Source organism: Prauserella sediminis, from assembly GCF_014195435.1.
GTDB lineage: Bacteria > Actinomycetota > Actinomycetes > Mycobacteriales > Pseudonocardiaceae > Prauserella > Prauserella salsuginis.
Genome location: NZ_JACIBS010000009.1, coordinates 1 through 16,282 on the forward strand (window position 1 = coordinate 1; position 16,282 = coordinate 16,282).

The following is a 16,282-nucleotide window of genomic DNA, read 5'->3' on the forward strand; positions in this document are numbered from 1 at the left end:
CCGCTCCCGCCCCTGCCCCCACACCCACCGGCGACCCGTTGTGCGTCTCCTACATCGGCGCCCGCGTCATCCGGGTCACCCGGCTCGACTCGTGCGGCCGCCCCGTCTACGGCCCGCGCAGCCAGGTCGTCACGAAAGGGTTCACGACCGCCGAGATCGACTGGGAAACCGAAGACGGTGAGGACTACACCACCAAGGCCGCCGACGGCACCGCGTGTATCACCGGCCAGGGTCCGTCGATCATCAAGTGGTCGACCGCGTCGATCACTTTCTGCCGCGTCGACCCCGAGTTGTTGCAGATCATGAACCCGACATGGCACCAGCTGCGCGACTACCACGGCCGCGCCTCCGGCGTGGAGATCGGCCAGGACCTCAGCGACTCCGTCGGTTTCGCACTGGAGATGTGGCCGAAGGCGGCGAACGCCGGCAACGCGTGCCTCACCGCTGGACAGGGAGAGGACTGGCAGGTCAACGGCTACGTCCTCCTGCCGTGGTGCCTCGGCACCGCACCCGAGTCGTGGTCGTTCGAGGACGCCGCCGTGACGTTCTCGATGAACGCCCGCACCAACCCCGGCAGCCTGTGGGGCCGCGGCCCGTACAACATCACCCACGACGCCGACGGCGCCCCGGCGCCCCTGCCGCAGCCGTTCGACCCCGGATTCGACGTGCCCGACTGGGACTTCACCTCGTCCGGCAGCCCGAGCCACGTCCGCCTCGACGTCGTCGACCTCGTGCCGCCGCAGCCGACCTGCGGCGCTCAGGCGCTGTGGAACGACGACGCCACCGCGCCCACGATCACCGTCACGGCGAACAGCACGAACGCCTCGCAGGCCGACCTGTCGGTGACGAACTGGACCGACCTCGACCCGCGCGGCGGCGTCGTCGACTGGGGCGAGCTGGGCCTCGCGCCGACCAGGGTCGCCGCATCCGGCGACGGCACCGCGGTGTCGCCGGCCTACACCACCACCGGCGAGAAGACCATCACGTTCACCCCGGCCAACGGGGCAGAACCGGTCACCGCGACGTTCACGCCGACCCTGGGCGGGGCACAGTCGCTCTCCACCGCATCCGGGTCGACCAGCAGCACGTCCGGCACCTCCGGAACCTCCGGCACGTCCGACAGCGGTGACACGAGCGCGTGACCACGCCGCAGGACGCCCAGTGGGTCTCCCTCGCTGACGACTCGTCCAGCGAGGGAGACCTGCCGCGTCCACTGGTCGACGTCGACGGCACGTGGGCGCTGCCCGCATCCGGCGGTTCTGGTCCGTGCCGAACCTGGCCACTCGACCCGTCGTGCGGATGCCTGCCCGACGATCCGGCCTCGTGGGCACCTGAACACCAGCGCGTCGTCGAGGCGGCCAGCGAGATCCTGTGGCGCCTCACCGCTGGACGGTTCGGCCTCTGCCACGACACCGTGCGCCCGTGCCGACGGAACTGCCTGCCGGACGACTGCTACGCCCCGCCGGCGACGTCCGGCCTGCTGCTGGGGAGCCGGTGGGTCAACATGGGCTGCGCTCACCAGCAACGCCCGTGCGGCTGCGGCCCGGTCTCCGAGATCGCTCTCCCCGGCCCGGTGCACGTCGACGACGAACACCCGGTCGCCGTCCGCGTCGACGGCGCCCAGCTCGACCCGACGGTGTTCCGCCTGGTTGACGGCAACCGGCTGATCCGCGTCGACGGGCAGAAGTGGCCCGACTGCCAGGACTTCACCGCCGACCTGGACGAGCCCGGTGCGTTCGGCATCGACTACTGGCGCGGCAACCCGGTGCCGCCCGGCGGTCGCCGCGCCGTCGCACTGCTCGCCTGCGAGCTGTGGAAAGCCTGCAACGGGCTCGAATGCCAGCTGCCGAACCGCGTCGAACAGGTGCAGCGCGAGGGCGTCACGATGACGATGGTCAACTCGCAGGAGTTCCTGGAGCGCGGCCGCGTCGGCATCACCGAGGCCGACATGTGGCTGTCGTCGGTGAACCCGAGCGGGCTGCGCCAGCCGCCCGCCGTGTACAGCCCGGACCTGCCATCCGTCCGGTGGTGACCCGGCGATGGCCTGCGACGACCTGATCCTGCCGCTGCTCGAGGAGCTGCGGACCTGCGCGGCGTCCCAGTTCGGACGCTGTCGCCGCCCCGTGTGCCGCTTCGACCTGTACTTCTCCGACCACCCCGCGCCGGCCGACGGCTGCGACTGCACGTGCGAACCCGACGGCCAGGGCGTGGCCTGGATCAGGCTCGTCGCGATCGAGCCCGACCCGAGCCCCGTCCCGTCGCCGTGCGCCGGCGGCTCGACGACCGCGGTCGTCGAGATCGGCGTGCACCGGTGCGCCCCGACCACCGAAAACCCGGATCAGCCGTGGGTGCCCGGCATGTACGACGACGTGCACGCGCTCCGCCGCACACCGCTGTGCTGCACAGCCCTCGAAGACACGAGGTGGCAGGTGCAGACCGTGCAACCGATCGGCCCGTCCGGCGGCTGCGTCGGCGCGGCCATCCAGCTAGGCATCCGGCTGATCGACTGCGGATGCCCCGAGGAGGCCGCGCTGTGACAAGTGGGACGCATCGGCTGGTCACGCTGAAATCGCGGCTGCTCAGCCCGGACGGGACACCGGTGGTGGGGGAGCAGGTCACCGCCACGCTCATGTCTCGCCCGTCGTGGATCGTGTCGCCGTCCCGCGGCCGCGCGATCGGCTCGGTCACCGTGCACAGCGACGTCAACGGCTACTGGCGCATGTCGCTGCTGCCGCACACCGAGTTCGAGATCGGCGAGTCCGGCCCGTACGTCTGGTACCAGGTCACCGAAGGCGACACCGTGACCTGGTCCGTGCGGTTCGACGACTCCGACACCGAGGTGTGGCTCAAAGACCGGCTGATCGACACTCCACGGCCGGATCCGCAGTGGACCGCGATCGACACGCTCGCCACGCTGCACGACGTCGCCCGCGAGGTCGCCGACGCACCCGACGGGTCCGTGCTGGTCAAACGTGACGGCGTCTGGACCGCCGAACCATTGAACGGCGGTGGTGCCTCGTGATCGGCGAACACCTGTCCCACGCCCGCCGGTTCGTGCTCGTGGCCGGACAGCACGCCGTCGCCGACGGCGTCGTGTTCCTGGACGGCATGACCGTCGTGTCCTCCCGCGAGCACTACGGCGTGACCATGTTCCCCGACGGCGTCCAGACCATCCCGACCAGCACCGGAACCGAGATCCACTACGTCGACCCGGAACGATAGGAGGACCCGTGTCCCACACGCCCGCGATCGCCGACGAGGTCATCTACCTGACTTTCCAGGGTGACCAGCGCCGCGCCGTCGTCATCGGCCTCAACGCCGTCGAGAGCGAACTGACCCTCGCCGTGCTGAAATCGTCGAATCCGGACCAGTTCGACTACGTCAGCATCTTCGCGCCGCACGACCCGTCCGGCGGCGACCGCGGCACCTGGCGGTATCCGAGCATCCCCGACCAGGAACCCGCGCCCGTCGACGAGCCGGTGGCCGCCGCTCCCCAGCAGCCTTCACCGGTGCCGCGATGACCGCCCGCATCACCATCAACGAAGCGCAGCTCAAACGGCTCGTGACCAGCTCCTCCGGGCCGATCGTGACGAAGGTCAACACGCTCACCCGGCGAACCGCGAACATGGCCCGCACGCTGTGCCCGGTCGACACCGGATTGCTGCGCGCGTCGATCAACGAGAACGTCGCTGTGCAGGGGCTGACCATCGTGGGAACAGTGTCTGCCGAGACGAACTACGCGACCTACGTCCACGAAGGGGTCCGTGGCCGCCGCGGTCGCCCGTTCCTCTCCGACGCGCTCAAACGGGTCTCGCCCTGGCCTGTGACCAGGTAAGAACTACCGCAGCGCCGCGGCCGGGTGTCACACTGGCCGCGTGCAGACCGAACGTGAGCTCACATCGAGCTGGCTGGGATGGCTCAGCCAGCGGTGTCGCACGCGCTTCGAGGGCAAGCAGATGCGGATCCGGCGCGGCGCCACCGTGCACCACGTCGACTGGATCGACGGGCTCGGCGGACTGCGGTTTCCCCAGCCTGGTTGTCACATCGGCACTGCTGGGTTCGACCTGGAGATCTACGTGCCGACCGACGAGCCCGTCACCTGCAACCGGTGCCTCCGCCGCAGCGGCGAGCGGAGTTCCCCACTGCACGCCGCGGAGATCCCCGGTCAACTCGCACTCGACCTGCCCTAAGGCTCGTCGGAGCCCCTGATCAGAACGGCAAGTCGTGGTCTGGCTCGTGACGGTGGTCCCGCGCCGCTCGAGCCAGCCACTCAGCCGCGCGCACCCGTGCCTCCGGGTCCAGCACGCTGACCCGCTTCCACAAGTCCTTCATGACCTCGATCTCCAGGTCGCCCATGCTCGTCACGCTGTCGCACCCCTCCAGTTGGGCGTTCGATGGTGAACCGACATTCGACGCAGGGCGTGCTGTGCTCCGGGCATGTCCCTGCTGGTGCTCTGGCTCGTCGTCGGACTCGTAGCCGCCGTCCCGGCGTTCGTTACGGTAGCGCTGACCTGGCATGTGCACCGATGTCGACGGCAGGCCGCCACTCGATGGGAGCGCATCCATGCGCCACTGCCTGCGGGGCCGTTGCCGACGCTCTACACCAACCCCGACCTGCCGCACGATGATCCGCGGAGCCTGCCCTTCTGGGGCTGACTACGCACTCGGGTCATCGGCGGGACGCGGTTCCGCCTCGATTTCTCGTTCCGTCTGCTGCTCTTGGTCGAGCTGCTTGGCGACGCGACCTACCTCGCGGATCAGCGCCTCGTAGTGCTCCAGCTTCTGCTGGACGCTGTCGAGCTGTTCGGTCAGCTCCTCGTTGCGTTGCCGTAGCTCGTCGCGTTCGCGAAGGAGGCCGGACTCGGACAGGGCTTCGAGCTGTTCCGGCGGCACGATCGCCATCACGGCATCCCCCCGGTCGGTCAGGACGAAGGACCCTCCGCGGATCACGTCGCGCTTCACGTCCGACCTGTTCGTCACGAACTCGGACAATGTCATTTCCGTTGCTGTCGTACGCATAGGTCAAGAATAACGAATCGTTCGACACGATCAACCGAGTCGTGTGTATCGAACGGTAGGGCTGCTACAGTAAGAACATTGGATAAGGTGTCATATCCGATGGGAAATGATCTTGGGTGACTCGAATCAACCGGTAGTACTTACAGGCGAAGTCGTGTCGTTCGATACGAACGACACGAACGACGAGTCGGACGTCGTGACTCGACTCGTGCTCGGATGGCTCCAAACGTTCGAGACGGCCAAGACGCGCAACGCCTATGCGTCAGACATCGGTCTCGAACCTGATGCACGACGGTGGCCCGGCGCCCCGCGCAACCCGCGCCTGTCGCCGCTCGCGTTCCTGCCGTGGATGCGCGACCGCGGCATCGACCCGCTCACCGTGACGCGCATCGACCTGCTCGCGTGGCTGCACGCCCAGTCCGCAGCCGGACGGCCCACTACCACCCGGTCCCGACAGTTCTACAGCGTGTGCAGCCTGTACCGGTTCCTCCGCGGCGAGGGCGTCACCACCGTCAACCCGAACGACATGGTGAACACGAAGACGATGAAGCTCACCGGCAAGGGCGGCGCCGAGCGCACGACCCGGCCGCTGACGGTCGCCCAGATCAAGGCCATGTTCACCGCCGTACGTCTCGACGGCACCGCCCACCGGGAGCGCAACCTCGCGATCCTCGGCGTGCTGTCGGCGACCGGCTGCCGCGCCGCCGAGCTGGTCGGTCTGGACCTCGACCACTACTGGCGCGAATCACCAGCAGGACCAGGGAAACTGCGCCTGCACCGCAAGGGCGGCAAGTGGCACACGATCACCGTGCCCGCGTACGAGGCCGACCTGATCGACGCCTACCTGCGGGTGCGCATCGACCCGCAGCAGAGCAACGAGATCGCCCTGCGCGGCGACGTGTCGAACCAGACGTCGCCGCGCAGGGCGATGTTCACCACCCGCCGCGGCCAGCGCATGTCGGCGGACGTCATCCAGCCGATGCTCAACCGCATCGCTGCCCTGCCGACCCCGGACCACTCGAAACAGCTCGTGCGCGAAGCCTTCCGAACGCTGTCGCCTCTCATCGGCTCGATCCACCCGCACCAGTTCCGCCACGCCTACGCCGTCACCGCTGCGCGCAACGGCCAGTCCGTCACCCAGATCCAGGCCGACCTGGGCCACGAATCGCTCACCACGACACAGCGGTACCTGTCGCAGGCCGCCGAAGAGGACGGGTCGGCCGCGCCGACCGTGTCGGCGATCTACCACGCGGGTGAGGAGCTGACGCTCCTGCCGAACGAGCACCCCTGACCTGTCACGATGTGACCTACATCCCGGATGACGATGGAGAAGATCATGGACGAGAGGGAACAGCGCCGCCGCCAACGGCGGCTCTTCCGATCCCTGGCCTACATCAGCGACCTTGGCGCTGAGGAACACCTGCCGATGCTGACCTGGGTAGTCCCTGGCAACGAGGACACGTTGTACGGCTTCCCGAGTTCCGACTGCGCGGCGGACGAGCGGGACAAGGTGTTCCGCGCCTGGCGAGATGCCCTCGAGGAGGAGTTCCACCCCTACGGGGAGCACACCGTCGACCAAGGCACGTGGCAGACACGACTCCACGGCGATCTCGTCTACATCGTCGTGCGGAACATGCAGGCGGGAGTATGAGTAGCACCAGCAACAACGGCGAGTCCGACATCTGGCGAGAGCTGGCGCTCCAGCTGCGCACCACGCTGAGTCACATGGGCGTGGACATGGACCCGTGCGGCCCCGGCGAGCCGTACGACTGCGGTGAATCGTTCGGAATGCACTGCCTGTCCTACCTCGCCGCGATTCAGGCGCGAGCTGAGAACCACATCCAGCACATTCACCACGGGGACCCCGATGGTGTGGAGCAGGCGAACAGGCTTCTCGACCACTGGCGCTCGGTGTTCGCCGAGGAAGACGACCACTGAGCCGTCATCAGCAGTGGTCGACAGCCTGGCCGTCCGGTACTGTCGGCTCCAGTTCTCCACTTACGTGGAGGTGAGCCGAGTTGGACGAAGTGCTGACCGGCTTTGTTCCTCAGCTCTCCACAGTCGTGGAGGTGTGAAGGCCCCGGACGTATCGGACGTCCGGGGCCTCGCTGCTTTCGAGGACGGTTCAGGACGGAGGCGTCGGTTCGATGTTCGAGCGGCGACCATCCATCGCGAGCGCACGTTCGTAGTGGTGCGCCGCAGCATCCCGCAATGCCTCGGTGACCCACGTCGGCAGGCTGTCCTGCCAAGGGCCGTAGTCCTGACGGGCTGGGTGGAGCTGCTGGGCAAGGTCGTACCGGATCGCGATCTCGGCGTTCGGGTTCAACCCTTCCGACTGTTGCAGCGATTTCCGCAGGTAGTTGATCTGCCGTATCCACGCGTCCGGGGCGGCGAGTTCGTCACTCATGCCCGCGCACCATAGTCCGGCCCTGATCGAACTCCTGGGGTAGACCTCCCGCGAAGGTGGGGGCGTTCTGCGACGATCGTCCTCACCAACGAACAGGGGTACCGATGCTGCGGATCACGACCGCAAATCTGCGGGATATCTACGATCCCGATCGTCCGGACGAGGAGCGCTGGGCGCGCGTCGAGGCCATGCTCGACACGATTCAGCCCGATGTGCTGGCCGTGCAGGAACTGATCGCCCGCGAGCCGGACAAGCGCGACGGCGCTGCGGACGCGCTGCGGAAGCTCGGCTCGGCACTGGGAATGTCGTGCGAGGTCGACGGTGAGCCCGTGGTCGCGGTCGGTGGCGGAATCCATCACGTCGCAGTCCTGTGGCGTAGCGATCGGATCAGTGCCGTGCCCGGCACGGTGCAGCGGCTGGAGCGGTCTCCGGCCGGCATGTGGCACTCCTGCGTGGCCGTCGATCTCGACGTCAACGGCCACGCGATCAGGATTGGCTCTACCCACCTGTCGCCGTTCGACGGGCTCTCGCGGGCACAGGACGCACGTCAGGTGCACCGGGCGATGGCCCGGACGGCGGGGCCGTGCGGCCTGGTCGGAGGCGACTGGAACAGCCTCAGTAGCGACGTGCAGTTCGACCCGGATCCGTATGCGCCGGCGATCGAGGCTGGCAGAACATGGGATCCGGATTGGGCGTACCAGTACCGCGCCGACGGTGAGCTGGATCGGGACGCAGCGCGGTGGCTCGAAGGGCCGGGCGGAATGCGGGACTGCGTCATGCTCGCCGGGGGCGATTGGGCGCCGACGGTGGGGCACGTGCCGGACGCGCATCCTCCGCGCCGCATCGATCGCTGGCTCGCTACCCCGGCGATGCCCGCCGCGGCGATCACCGATGTGCAGGTCGCCCCGCTCGATCTCGTGGGCGACGCATCGGATCACCGGCCGGTCGTGGTCACTGTCGACGAGGCACGTCTGCCCTGACCACGGTAGTTAGTTGCTCTCGCCGAAGTGCGCGGAGATCCAGGCGTCGGACGGTCGGGCGAGCCCACCGGTGGGGTCCCACGCGTCGTGGGTAACCACGCATCCGAGTCGACTTGCGAACTCGTCGAGGTTGTTAGCCCAGGGTGAGGGTAAGGCGGTCCAGACGCTGCCGTCGTCGCGGCGGTCGCCGATGCCTGCGGTGGCCAGCCATTCGACGAGCATCCACGCGGCCCCGCTGCGCGGATCGCGCGAGCTCTGGCTGTCCTCGAGGTCGGCGACCGGTGAGGCCACCGTCACCCGCCACCATCGATCCCTGGAATAGGCCGGAATCCAGGCCGGTGGGCGGCCGTTGATCCAGCCGATCTGCTTGTCGAGCGCGCTGCGCAGCACGGACAGCAGATCCGCACCGGGCTCGTTGCGAGTGGTCATAGGTGCAGATCTCCCTGTACATCGCCGACGTGGGTCACCGACCCGACCGAGCCGGAAACGGTGGTGTGGAACGTGGGGTTGTCGAGGCCCCGCTGGATCAGGTGGAGCAGCGCCTCGTCGCGGGTCAGTTCGTGCTGGTCGGCCCACTGGTCGACGGCGGCCAGCAGGGCGGCGTCCGGATGGATCGTCACGGGCGTGGTGTCCTCGTTCATGGCGGCATCGTCGCACGTCGCCCGGCGAGTTCGGGCGTCGCTACTGGCTGTCGATCCAGCGTTGCATCTCGCGGCCGGTGACCGCGCGTCCACTCGGCAACGTCACGACGCTGTCGGGGTCGAACTCGCTGTTGGCCAGGATGCGCATGGCCACGGCGTCCGCGGTAGTGATCTCGTAGCCGTGCAGCGTGTCCTGCGGCGGCTCGACCAGCTCGGCGTCGGTCGCGTCGTCCGTATCTCTATCGCGCTCTCGTCTGCGGTGGGCGTCATCGGCATCGAGGAGGAGATCTCGGGTGACGGGGTTCGCGGTGGCGAGATTCCCACCGCCCGCGGTGAAGATCTCACTTGGTGACCGGGTACGAGATGAGGGATCGGCGGTTCGGCGGCGGAACATCCGCAGCGGATTGCGCATGGAACGTCCTTGCCGGTCGGCGACGTAGGTGTCATAGCTGGCCGGGGGCGCGGTTCAACATGTGATCATTACGGAGGGACCGCGCCCCCGGTAGCCGTGATCGTCGCATGGCCTGCCGACCCCAACCACGAACACCACCCGAGTTCACTCCTCCCGGTTGGTGGTCTCGTCCTCACGGTCAGCGGTGGTAGTGGCTTGTTCGGCACGTCGAGCGGCTTCGTGCGCCGCGTCGGAACGCAGCATCGTCAGCACCGCCGTGACCCCGGTACCGGCGAGCACGATCACCCCGCCGAGCGCGGTCTTCACCAGCTCGATGGGTTCGGTCACCGTCACCAGCACCACCATGGCGCCAATGGAGATGGCGAACAGCCCGGCCACGATGAGTACGCCCGTGCGCTGCCGTGCGGAGTTTCTCCCGTCCTGGCGGGACGGTTTCATCGTGTTCAGCAGAGCGGCGATGCCGCTGGTCACCAGGATGACGATGATGGACAGGACGACCGCGCTGCCGGGGCCGATCACCCCCACGCCGAGCAGGATCAGCGCGGTGGTGACCGCGGCGAAACACGTCCCGAGCAGCCCCAGGCCGCTGCGCTGCTTCGTGTTCTCGCTCATGCGAGGCATGGATTCCGTTCTCCTCGCAGGTCAGATGGCGGGGGAGTAGGTGTCGAGCTGGTGGATGTGCAGCCGGAAGCGGCCGTCGTTGGAATCGCTGACGCGGATGTCGCGCTTGCCGATGTAGATGTAGCCGCCGCGGAGCTCCGGGTTCGGGTCGACGATGACCTCGGTGCTGTCGCTGCCGACGATGGAGGCTTTGGCGGCGCTCATGCGGACGCCGCGGCTGATGCGTTCGCCGACGGTGTGCGCGGGGAACTGGTGCGTGCCGACGACGGTGAGTTCGGTGGCTGAGCGGATGCGGTACAGCGTGCCGAAGCCGTTGAACTCCTCCTGGTAGACGTATCCGATGGACTCGTCGTTGAGGTTGTCCCCGTCGCGGAAGTCGCCGTCGTGCGGCACGCCGAACGCGAACGACATGCGGGCGTTTGGCGAGATGTTGGTGCCGTCGAAGCTGAACGTCCAGACGACCGAGTAGGAGTCGTCCGGACCGTTCCCTGCGATCGGGCACACCTGGCCGGGCAGGATGTACCACGAGTCGGTGGTCGCATCGCCCTGGAATTCGCGCCACGTGGCGTACAGCCCGAGTTGCAGGTACTCGCCGTCGTCGTTTTTGCCGTAGCCCCGGTAGCGCGGTCCGATCGCCTCGTAGGTGTCCACGGCGGTCAGCTGCCCTGGGTTCATGATCGGCGAGTCGAGTTTCCAGGAGATCGCTCCGCCGCTGGTCGGGTCGGGTTTGTAGTCGTAGCCGGTGGTGGGGCCGTTGTAGTAGATCGGGTCGCCGGACAGTCCGCCGCGTAGGCCGAGCGTGGTGACGCGCTCGTGGTCCGAGTGGTACTTGGATCCCATCATCATGGTGTGCAGTCCGGCGGCGGTGTGTTCGTCGAACACGGTGTCCGGCTGGGTTTTCCGCACCAGGCTCCACGTGCCGCCGGCGGCCGCGACGTCGGCGGCGGTGGGCTGCTGAGCCATGTCCGGGTCGGAGTAGCCGCCGAGCGTGATGCCGGTCAGGTTGCTGAACGGCTCGACCAGTTCGAGCTGGCTGGACACGACGATGACCGACTGGGCGAGGTTGAACCGGTTGATCACTCGCACCATGTCCTCGTAGTCGGCGCCGTTCTCGGTGTGCAGCACCATGACGATGCGGTTGCCGACGGCGGCGGCGACGTCGGAGAGGAACGTGCCGCCGTCCTGCGGGGTGGTGGACCAGCCGAAGTAGCCGACGGCCGGGTCAACGCCGGGGGAGGCGTTCAGGCCGTTCCACGTGTTCAGACCATCGGTGTTCTGCTGGTACTCGCTGGGCATCACGAGCATGTGCTGCCAGTCCCGCGTCGTCAGCTGAGCTGGCGTCACGCCGGACAGGGTGCGGAACCTCGGTTTGGCCACGCCCTGCGTGAGCCGGTCGAGCGTGTCGTCCGGACACACCACGACCCGCCCGTCTCGCAGGCTTTTGACCGGCACATACGTCATGTCCAGCCCGTAGGTCACCGCCTCGCGGTACGAGGAGACGATGGTGTCGGCGGCGATCATGTAGCCGAATCCGTTGATGCCGCCGACGACGTTCGTCTCGGGTAGTGAGGCCACGGACGCCCCGTAGGTCGGGGTGGGGGCCGGGTTCCCGTCGCCACCGCCTTCGGGAGCCCAGACCCCACCGTCCGATCCCCACTGGATTGCGTTGCCGGCGTCGGCGGAGATCCTGGTGCGCAGCTCGTGCTGCGTTTCGTTCCACGCCAGGCCGTTGCCGAGGATGTCGTCCTGACGTGGGTCGAAACGCACCACAGCCGGGTCATTCGCGCTACCCGATCCGCTGGTGGTGACGCCGTATCGGCCCTGAATGTTCGCGGTGGTCACGCCTCCGCATCCGCACCTGCCGGCCACTGGTTCACTCCTTCCTGGCCACAGACGGCGTCACAGCCGCGTTGTCGTTCTGTCCGACGCCACGCCCGGCGAGTGCCTTGAGCAGGGCTAGCACGGCAGCCCCTCCGCCCACGCCCAGCGCAGCGGTCCAGTCCACGGTCAGCACGTTCATGGCGTCCAGACCGAGCACGCTCAGCGCGCCCTGCGTGAACGACGACACGACGCGCTCGCCGAGATCCTTGAAGTAGTTGGTCATGCGAGCGCTCCTGTCAGTAGTCGCGGCGGAACGAGGCGGTGGCGGTGTGGTTCTTCGCGCCGCGGCCGGCGAACGAGTACTCGATCAGCACCGACGTCTCACCGGGCTGCGCGTTCAGCCAATCGCCCTGCCACGGGTCTCCCGCGGGGACGGTCTTGGGGCCGGTCATCTTGAGCGGCCGCTTCTTGCCGTCGCCGGTCATGAAGGCGATCCGGTGGATCGTGAGCTTGGGCGGCGGTGTTCCGGCGGCTCCCGCGACCTGGATTTGCAGCGAGAGGCCGCGTTCGGGCACGCCGAGCGAGATGGTGCCGTGCGGGGTGGGCTTGAGTTCCATAGCAGCGTCCTCCAAGAGCGCCAGGGATGAGCGTTTCGGGGCGGCAGAACCGCCGAAGGGTGTGCGGCCGTTGCCGTGCATCGCCTTGCGCACGATGGAGCGGAAGGCGTTCATGTCGTAGGTGACGCCGTTGCCGCGGCCGGGGTCCCACTTGCCCGTTACCGAGGTTTCGGCGTGGGCCTTGGTGTGGGCGTCGTCCTTGTGGCCCAGGACCTCGTTGATGACGGCGCTGAGTGTCGTCGCGGTGTGGTACTGGGCGTCGGTCATGGGCTCGGTGCCGGGGTAGGCGATCTCGTTGCCCAGCACGTACTTGTTGAACGAGCGCGTGACCGGCAGCGGCCGGGTGTTCCTGCCGCCGGATGCGCCGGCGTGGTTGGCCGGGAACGCGGCGATCACGCCGAGCGTGCCGTCCGCCCAGGTCGTGAAGTTGCACAACGGTCCCGGCAGGTCCGACCGGCCGTGGATGAGGATCGACAGGTTCGAGTTCGCGAACCCCGTGGCCGTGTGGTGCACGATGTCCCCGGTGTAGGCCGGCGACATGCCGTTGCCGCGCCGCTCCCAGCCCGGTTCAAACACGACGCGGAACCCGCGTGCCTTCATGCGGTTCGCGATCTCGCGAACCCGTGCCACGCTCACCGTTCTGCCTCCTCAGGTGTGGCGGCGATGCTGTGCTCGCCGTGGTCGCTGGGCACCGACAGCGGGTTGCCGGCGGCTTCCTGCTCCGGGTCGAAGTCGGTGCGCAGGTACACCGCCACCGGGTCGCGGTCGATCGAGCCGTGGACAAGCAGCTCGTCGCCGCGCTCCTCGACCCACGTGTCAACCTCGGCCGCGTTGGTCTCTTCGTCGTCGTCCTCGGTGGTGATGACGGACAGGTGCGCCCGCACGTCCGCGCGGACCTCCTCGAGGAGGCTCGGATCGGCGGTGACGTCCGTGCGGGGCACTGCTCGGGAAAACCGTGTGCTCATCTCCTCGCCTCCTACGCCGCGACAACCGTCGTGGAACCCGTGCTGTCGTTGATCGCCACGAGCCGCCCGGAGTTGTCGGTAGCGAGGCGCCAGCCGGGGATCGACACGTTGCTGCCGCCGGTCGTGGTGAGTGCCTGGTGCAGATACGCCGTCGTCCGCGCAGCAGCGCGGGCCTGCTCACGCGCAGGTCGCAGGCTGGCGGATGGTCCTCGGAACTTCATGCGCACGCTCCTATTCGGTGTCGGACAACGGAGAGCCCTCGTTGGCGAGGGAGACCTGCACGGACTCGTTCATGCGGTCGCTGGACACGTCAGCGGTGACCTCGACCTCGTTGATGACGAACCGCTGGGTGACGGGGGTGCAGTACGAACGGAGCGCGACGGTGACCGGATAGCCGGGCACCAGCTCGTCGATGGTCACGTTCGCGTCGGGGGACAGCTGCGCGTTGTTCGGCACGATGATGTCGACCGGCGGCGGGTTGCCGTACGACGCCATGAGCCGGGCCAACGACCGGGCGGCCTCGTTGGTCGTGGCCGTCTGCGACGACGAGGAGCGGAAGATCGCCCCGTAGAACGGGTCGACCGGGTCGACCGGCGTCCACCCCTGACCGGGCACCCAGTACGGCCACACACCCACCGGGGTGGGCTGGCTCGCCGGGGGCTGTGTGCCGTTGTCCTGAACCTCGTTCTGCGGCTGGGAGCCGACGACGACGCCGAGCGTGGCCGCGTCCAGGCCGGCCTCGCGCACCACGAGGTCGGCGAGGAAGTCGTCTTCGGTCAGCCGCAGCGGTTTCCACGTGCGCGTCGTGGCCGTGGGGTAGAAGCAGCAGTAGCGGCCGATGGTGAACATGGCCAGACCTGCGTCGATGATGCTGCGCACGGCCTCGCCGAGGTTCTTCTGCCCGATCTGCAACGCCTGGAACGTCGTCCGTACGCCTGACTCGCCGGGGATGATCAGGTACGGCAGGAGGTTCGGGTCGAGCCGGTCGTCGTTGATGTCCGTGCCTCGCACGCCGAGCGCGCCGGCGATGACGTCGCCGACGATGACCGCGCTGTCGGCCGGCCCCCATGCTCCGGGGTTTTCCCGCGTGCGTTCGGTCCAGTTGTACGGCTCGAGCGTGACCCGCCGATCGAACCAGCCGAGCATGTCGCGCGCCTCGAACGTGAAGCCGCTGCGGGTCTCCTCCTTGTTAACGATCGGGCCTTGCCAGACGAACTGGTCGTTGCGGTAGATGCTGAGTTCGTGGCCCCACGTGTGCACGTGGCCCAGGCGGGAGCACACGTCGCTGGACGCCTCGGACTTGGCCACCGTGATCGACGCTTCGGAGTAGTCGTCGAGCTTGCGACCCCAGGAGATGTTCGTCGCGCCGTTGACGTGGGTGAACACGCGGTCGCCGCCCTGCATGTGAATGACGGCCTGGTAGCTGTCTGCGATTCCGAGAACCATCAGCACGCGTCCTGTCGTTCGGCGAGCGAGATGGTCAGGTCGAGCCCTTGGGAGACGCCGTAGCGGCCGTCGATGACCATTTCGAGGTACATGCCGGTGGAGCATTCGAGCGTCGGCCAGGTGTAGACCCCGCCGTTTTGGCCGAACAGGATCGGCTCAGCGGTGCGGCTTCCGGCGCAGTCGACGGTGGCGACCTGGCGGCGCGAGTCCACGTAGAGCGTCGCGTACGGCGGCAGGTAGGCAATCCACAGTTCGGCGCACACGCCGCACGGGTTCAAGTTGTCGGGGTGGGGTGGTAGTTCGGCCGGGTTCGAGTGCCAGCGCAGCATCAGCGACCGCATCTGACGGTCGCCGTTGGCGATCTCGAAGACCGGCGCCTTCTCCAGCCACGAGTCCGTCCTGCCCGCGGGGATGCGGTACAGCGTGCGCCACGCGTTGGGGTAGAAATCGCCCTTGTAGCAGGGGTCCTTCGGCGGCCGCGGCACGATCGGCGTGTCCAGCGGCGGGCAGTCGTAGTTCGCGTCCGGCGGCGGGGTCAGACACGAGTTGTCCTGCTCGACGCGCTCGCAGTCGGCGTAGATCTGCTGGGAGTCCCAGTTCAACGCGACGGCGGTCCAGTGGTCGTCGAGGTCGGTGTTCGACAGCGCCCACAGCACGGTCGGCCGGTGGTACCAGTACGGCACGCCAGCCTTGATGGTCCAGGTGACCTCCGCCGTCACCCCGCCCTGAATGCGGGTCATCGAGGCGATCTCGGGGCCTTCGAGGAGGCGGCAGCGGAACAGGGTGCGCTCCAGCTCGTCGCCCCGCGCTGCCGCGTCGAAGTCGACGGGCGCCGCGCGGGAGTACAGCGCTGTCGTGCACGGCTCCGACGGGGTCGCAGCCGGCGGCACCGGGGGCGCGGCGTAGACAACGAGCTGGTCGGCCTCGCCGGCGTCGTTGCACAGGTCGCCGCGCAGGGCGGACGCGAGCCACCCGAGCCCGTACGCCAGTGCGGCGCGGTCGGCGGCCACCAGGGTGGCGGTGAAGCCGACTTCGCGGGCGCCGCGGCGGATCGGCCCCGGCCGGGCGCCGTCGCTGAGCAGGTCCGTCCACGACGACGAACCGGTGCCGCCGGCCCCGTCGATCGCGGAACCGACGACGCCGAGGAACTGCTTCGAGTCGGGGTTGAAGGCGTCGTACCAGGGAGCGTCGTCCTGGTCGGGGGAGCTGTAGGGCGCGTGGCCGAGCGATTCGGCCATCCACGGCCCGCCGGTGCAGTTGACGTTGATCCCGTAGGCGCGCGCATAGGCTGCGGCACGGGCGGAGTTGACGATCTCCATCCCGGAGTAACAGGCGAAACCTTCCCAGGCCACG

The 16,282-nt window shown here is 68.2% G+C and carries 27 protein-coding genes; 13 read left to right on the forward strand and 14 right to left on the reverse strand.

Annotated features, from left to right (window positions below; translation table 11 throughout):
* The 8 genes from FB384_RS23960 to FB384_RS23995 all read left to right on the forward strand — a co-directional run.
* The coding region (locus FB384_RS23960; RefSeq protein ID WP_221213632.1) for a hypothetical protein at nucleotides 1-1,142 on the forward strand (1,142 nt) is incomplete at its 5' end.
* The gene (locus tag FB384_RS23965) at nucleotides 1,139-2,032 is read left to right on the forward strand and encodes a hypothetical protein (protein WP_183787108.1); all 894 of its coding nucleotides are present in this window, start codon (nucleotides 1,139-1,141) and stop codon (nucleotides 2,030-2,032) included. The genes FB384_RS23960 and FB384_RS23965, both read left to right, overlap by 4 nt.
* A gap of 7 nt (nucleotides 2,033-2,039) precedes the next feature.
* Nucleotides 2,040-2,537, forward strand: a complete 498-nt coding sequence (locus FB384_RS23970) for a hypothetical protein (RefSeq protein WP_183787109.1) — start codon at nucleotides 2,040-2,042, stop codon at nucleotides 2,535-2,537.
* The gene (locus FB384_RS23975) at nucleotides 2,534-3,022 is read left to right on the forward strand and encodes a hypothetical protein (protein WP_183787110.1); all 489 of its coding nucleotides are present in this window, start codon (nucleotides 2,534-2,536) and stop codon (nucleotides 3,020-3,022) included. The genes FB384_RS23970 and FB384_RS23975 overlap by 4 nt, the downstream gene beginning before the upstream one ends.
* Complete coding sequence (locus FB384_RS23980) at nucleotides 3,019-3,222, forward strand: hypothetical protein (protein WP_183787111.1); 204 nt, start codon at nucleotides 3,019-3,021, stop codon at nucleotides 3,220-3,222. Before FB384_RS23975 ends, FB384_RS23980 begins: the two co-directional genes overlap by 4 nt.
* A gap of 8 nt (nucleotides 3,223-3,230) precedes the next feature.
* Nucleotides 3,231-3,521, forward strand: coding sequence for a hypothetical protein (locus tag FB384_RS23985; protein WP_183787112.1), 291 nt, complete (start codon nucleotides 3,231-3,233; stop codon nucleotides 3,519-3,521).
* Nucleotides 3,518-3,835 carry a hypothetical protein gene (locus tag FB384_RS23990; protein ID WP_183787113.1) on the forward strand — a complete coding sequence of 106 codons (318 nt, stop codon included), beginning with the start codon at nucleotides 3,518-3,520 and terminating at the stop codon, nucleotides 3,833-3,835. Before FB384_RS23985 ends, FB384_RS23990 begins: the two co-directional genes overlap by 4 nt.
* A 40-nt stretch (nucleotides 3,836-3,875) precedes the next feature.
* Entirely contained in the window at nucleotides 3,876-4,190 is a 315-nt protein-coding gene (locus tag FB384_RS23995) for a hypothetical protein (RefSeq protein WP_183787114.1), read from the forward strand.
* 19 nt (nucleotides 4,191-4,209) lie between these two features.
* Here the strand turns inward: FB384_RS23995 and FB384_RS24000 are convergent, their stop codons facing one another.
* Nucleotides 4,210-4,356: a hypothetical protein gene (locus tag FB384_RS24000; RefSeq protein ID WP_183787115.1), complete on the reverse strand. Its 147-nt coding sequence runs from the start codon at nucleotides 4,354-4,356 to the stop codon at nucleotides 4,210-4,212.
* Nucleotides 4,357-4,437: 81 nt separating this feature from the next.
* On the opposite strand from FB384_RS24000, the gene FB384_RS24005 reads away from it, so the two are divergent.
* Nucleotides 4,438-4,656, forward strand: a complete 219-nt coding sequence (locus FB384_RS24005) for a hypothetical protein (protein ID WP_183787116.1) — start codon at nucleotides 4,438-4,440, stop codon at nucleotides 4,654-4,656.
* On the opposite strand, the gene FB384_RS24010 is transcribed toward FB384_RS24005, so the two are convergent.
* Nucleotides 4,657-5,019 (reverse strand): type II toxin-antitoxin system Phd/YefM family antitoxin, encoded by a 363-nt coding sequence (locus FB384_RS24010; RefSeq protein ID WP_183787117.1) that lies wholly within the window; start codon nucleotides 5,017-5,019, stop codon nucleotides 4,657-4,659.
* Between the two features lie 154 nt (nucleotides 5,020-5,173).
* On the opposite strand from FB384_RS24010, the gene FB384_RS24015 reads away from it, so the two are divergent.
* The 3 genes from FB384_RS24015 to FB384_RS24025 are packed head-to-tail and all read left to right on the forward strand — an operon-like array spanning nucleotide 5,174 to nucleotide 6,957.
* On the forward strand, nucleotides 5,174-6,310 hold the full coding sequence (locus FB384_RS24015) for a tyrosine-type recombinase/integrase (protein ID WP_183787118.1): 1,137 nt from the start codon (nucleotides 5,174-5,176) through the stop codon (nucleotides 6,308-6,310).
* Between the two features lie 45 nt (nucleotides 6,311-6,355).
* Nucleotides 6,356-6,670 (forward strand): hypothetical protein, encoded by a 315-nt coding sequence (locus FB384_RS24020; protein ID WP_183787119.1) that lies wholly within the window; start codon nucleotides 6,356-6,358, stop codon nucleotides 6,668-6,670.
* Nucleotides 6,667-6,957 carry a hypothetical protein gene (locus tag FB384_RS24025; RefSeq protein ID WP_183787120.1) on the forward strand — a complete coding sequence of 97 codons (291 nt, stop codon included), beginning with the start codon at nucleotides 6,667-6,669 and terminating at the stop codon, nucleotides 6,955-6,957. Before FB384_RS24020 ends, FB384_RS24025 begins: the two co-directional genes overlap by 4 nt.
* A 187-nt stretch (nucleotides 6,958-7,144) precedes the next feature.
* Here the strand turns inward: FB384_RS24025 and FB384_RS24030 are convergent, their stop codons facing one another.
* A complete protein-coding gene (locus FB384_RS24030; RefSeq protein ID WP_183787121.1) occupies nucleotides 7,145-7,426 on the reverse strand; it encodes a hypothetical protein in 282 nt (93 codons plus the stop codon).
* A 104-nt stretch (nucleotides 7,427-7,530) separates the two neighbouring features.
* Here FB384_RS24030 and FB384_RS24035 point away from each other — a divergent pair, with 104 nt between their 5' ends.
* Nucleotides 7,531-8,406, forward strand: a complete 876-nt coding sequence (locus FB384_RS24035) for an endonuclease/exonuclease/phosphatase family protein (RefSeq protein WP_183787122.1) — start codon at nucleotides 7,531-7,533, stop codon at nucleotides 8,404-8,406.
* Between the two features lie 9 nt (nucleotides 8,407-8,415).
* Here FB384_RS24035 and FB384_RS24040 read toward each other — a convergent pair whose 3' ends face one another.
* From FB384_RS24040 to FB384_RS24090, 11 genes are all read right to left on the reverse strand, one after another.
* A complete protein-coding gene (locus tag FB384_RS24040) occupies nucleotides 8,416-8,835 on the reverse strand; it encodes a hypothetical protein (RefSeq protein WP_183787123.1) in 420 nt (139 codons plus the stop codon).
* Nucleotides 8,832-9,047, reverse strand: coding sequence for a hypothetical protein (locus FB384_RS24045; RefSeq protein WP_183787124.1), 216 nt, complete (start codon nucleotides 9,045-9,047; stop codon nucleotides 8,832-8,834). Before FB384_RS24045 ends, FB384_RS24040 begins: the two co-directional genes overlap by 4 nt.
* Nucleotides 9,048-9,087: 40 nt before the next feature.
* Nucleotides 9,088-9,459 (reverse strand): hypothetical protein, encoded by a 372-nt coding sequence (locus tag FB384_RS24050; RefSeq protein ID WP_183787125.1) that lies wholly within the window; start codon nucleotides 9,457-9,459, stop codon nucleotides 9,088-9,090.
* A gap of 144 nt (nucleotides 9,460-9,603) precedes the next feature.
* Nucleotides 9,604-10,071 carry a hypothetical protein gene (locus FB384_RS24055; RefSeq protein ID WP_183787126.1) on the reverse strand — a complete coding sequence of 156 codons (468 nt, stop codon included), beginning with the start codon at nucleotides 10,069-10,071 and terminating at the stop codon, nucleotides 9,604-9,606.
* Nucleotides 10,072-10,101: 30 nt separating this feature from the next.
* Nucleotides 10,102-11,922 (reverse strand): hypothetical protein, encoded by a 1,821-nt coding sequence (locus FB384_RS24060; RefSeq protein WP_183787127.1) that lies wholly within the window; start codon nucleotides 11,920-11,922, stop codon nucleotides 10,102-10,104.
* A gap of 31 nt (nucleotides 11,923-11,953) precedes the next feature.
* Entirely contained in the window at nucleotides 11,954-12,184 is a 231-nt protein-coding gene (locus FB384_RS24065; RefSeq protein WP_183787128.1) for a holin, read from the reverse strand.
* A gap of 13 nt (nucleotides 12,185-12,197) precedes the next feature.
* Nucleotides 12,198-13,154, reverse strand: a complete 957-nt coding sequence (locus FB384_RS24070; protein ID WP_183787129.1) for a peptidoglycan recognition protein family protein — start codon at nucleotides 13,152-13,154, stop codon at nucleotides 12,198-12,200.
* Nucleotides 13,151-13,483: a hypothetical protein gene (locus tag FB384_RS24075; protein WP_183787130.1), complete on the reverse strand. Its 333-nt coding sequence runs from the start codon at nucleotides 13,481-13,483 to the stop codon at nucleotides 13,151-13,153. Before FB384_RS24075 ends, FB384_RS24070 begins: the two co-directional genes overlap by 4 nt.
* A gap of 11 nt (nucleotides 13,484-13,494) precedes the next feature.
* On the reverse strand, nucleotides 13,495-13,704 hold the full coding sequence (locus FB384_RS24080; RefSeq protein ID WP_183787131.1) for a hypothetical protein: 210 nt from the start codon (nucleotides 13,702-13,704) through the stop codon (nucleotides 13,495-13,497).
* A 10-nt stretch (nucleotides 13,705-13,714) separates the two neighbouring features.
* The gene (locus FB384_RS24085; RefSeq protein ID WP_183787132.1) at nucleotides 13,715-14,929 is read right to left on the reverse strand and encodes a hypothetical protein; all 1,215 of its coding nucleotides are present in this window, start codon (nucleotides 14,927-14,929) and stop codon (nucleotides 13,715-13,717) included.
* Nucleotides 14,929-16,281, reverse strand: coding sequence for a hypothetical protein (locus FB384_RS24090; RefSeq protein ID WP_221213633.1), 1,353 nt, complete (start codon nucleotides 16,279-16,281; stop codon nucleotides 14,929-14,931). The genes FB384_RS24085 and FB384_RS24090 overlap by 1 nt, the downstream gene beginning before the upstream one ends.
* Nucleotide 16,282: the final 1 nt, after the last annotated feature.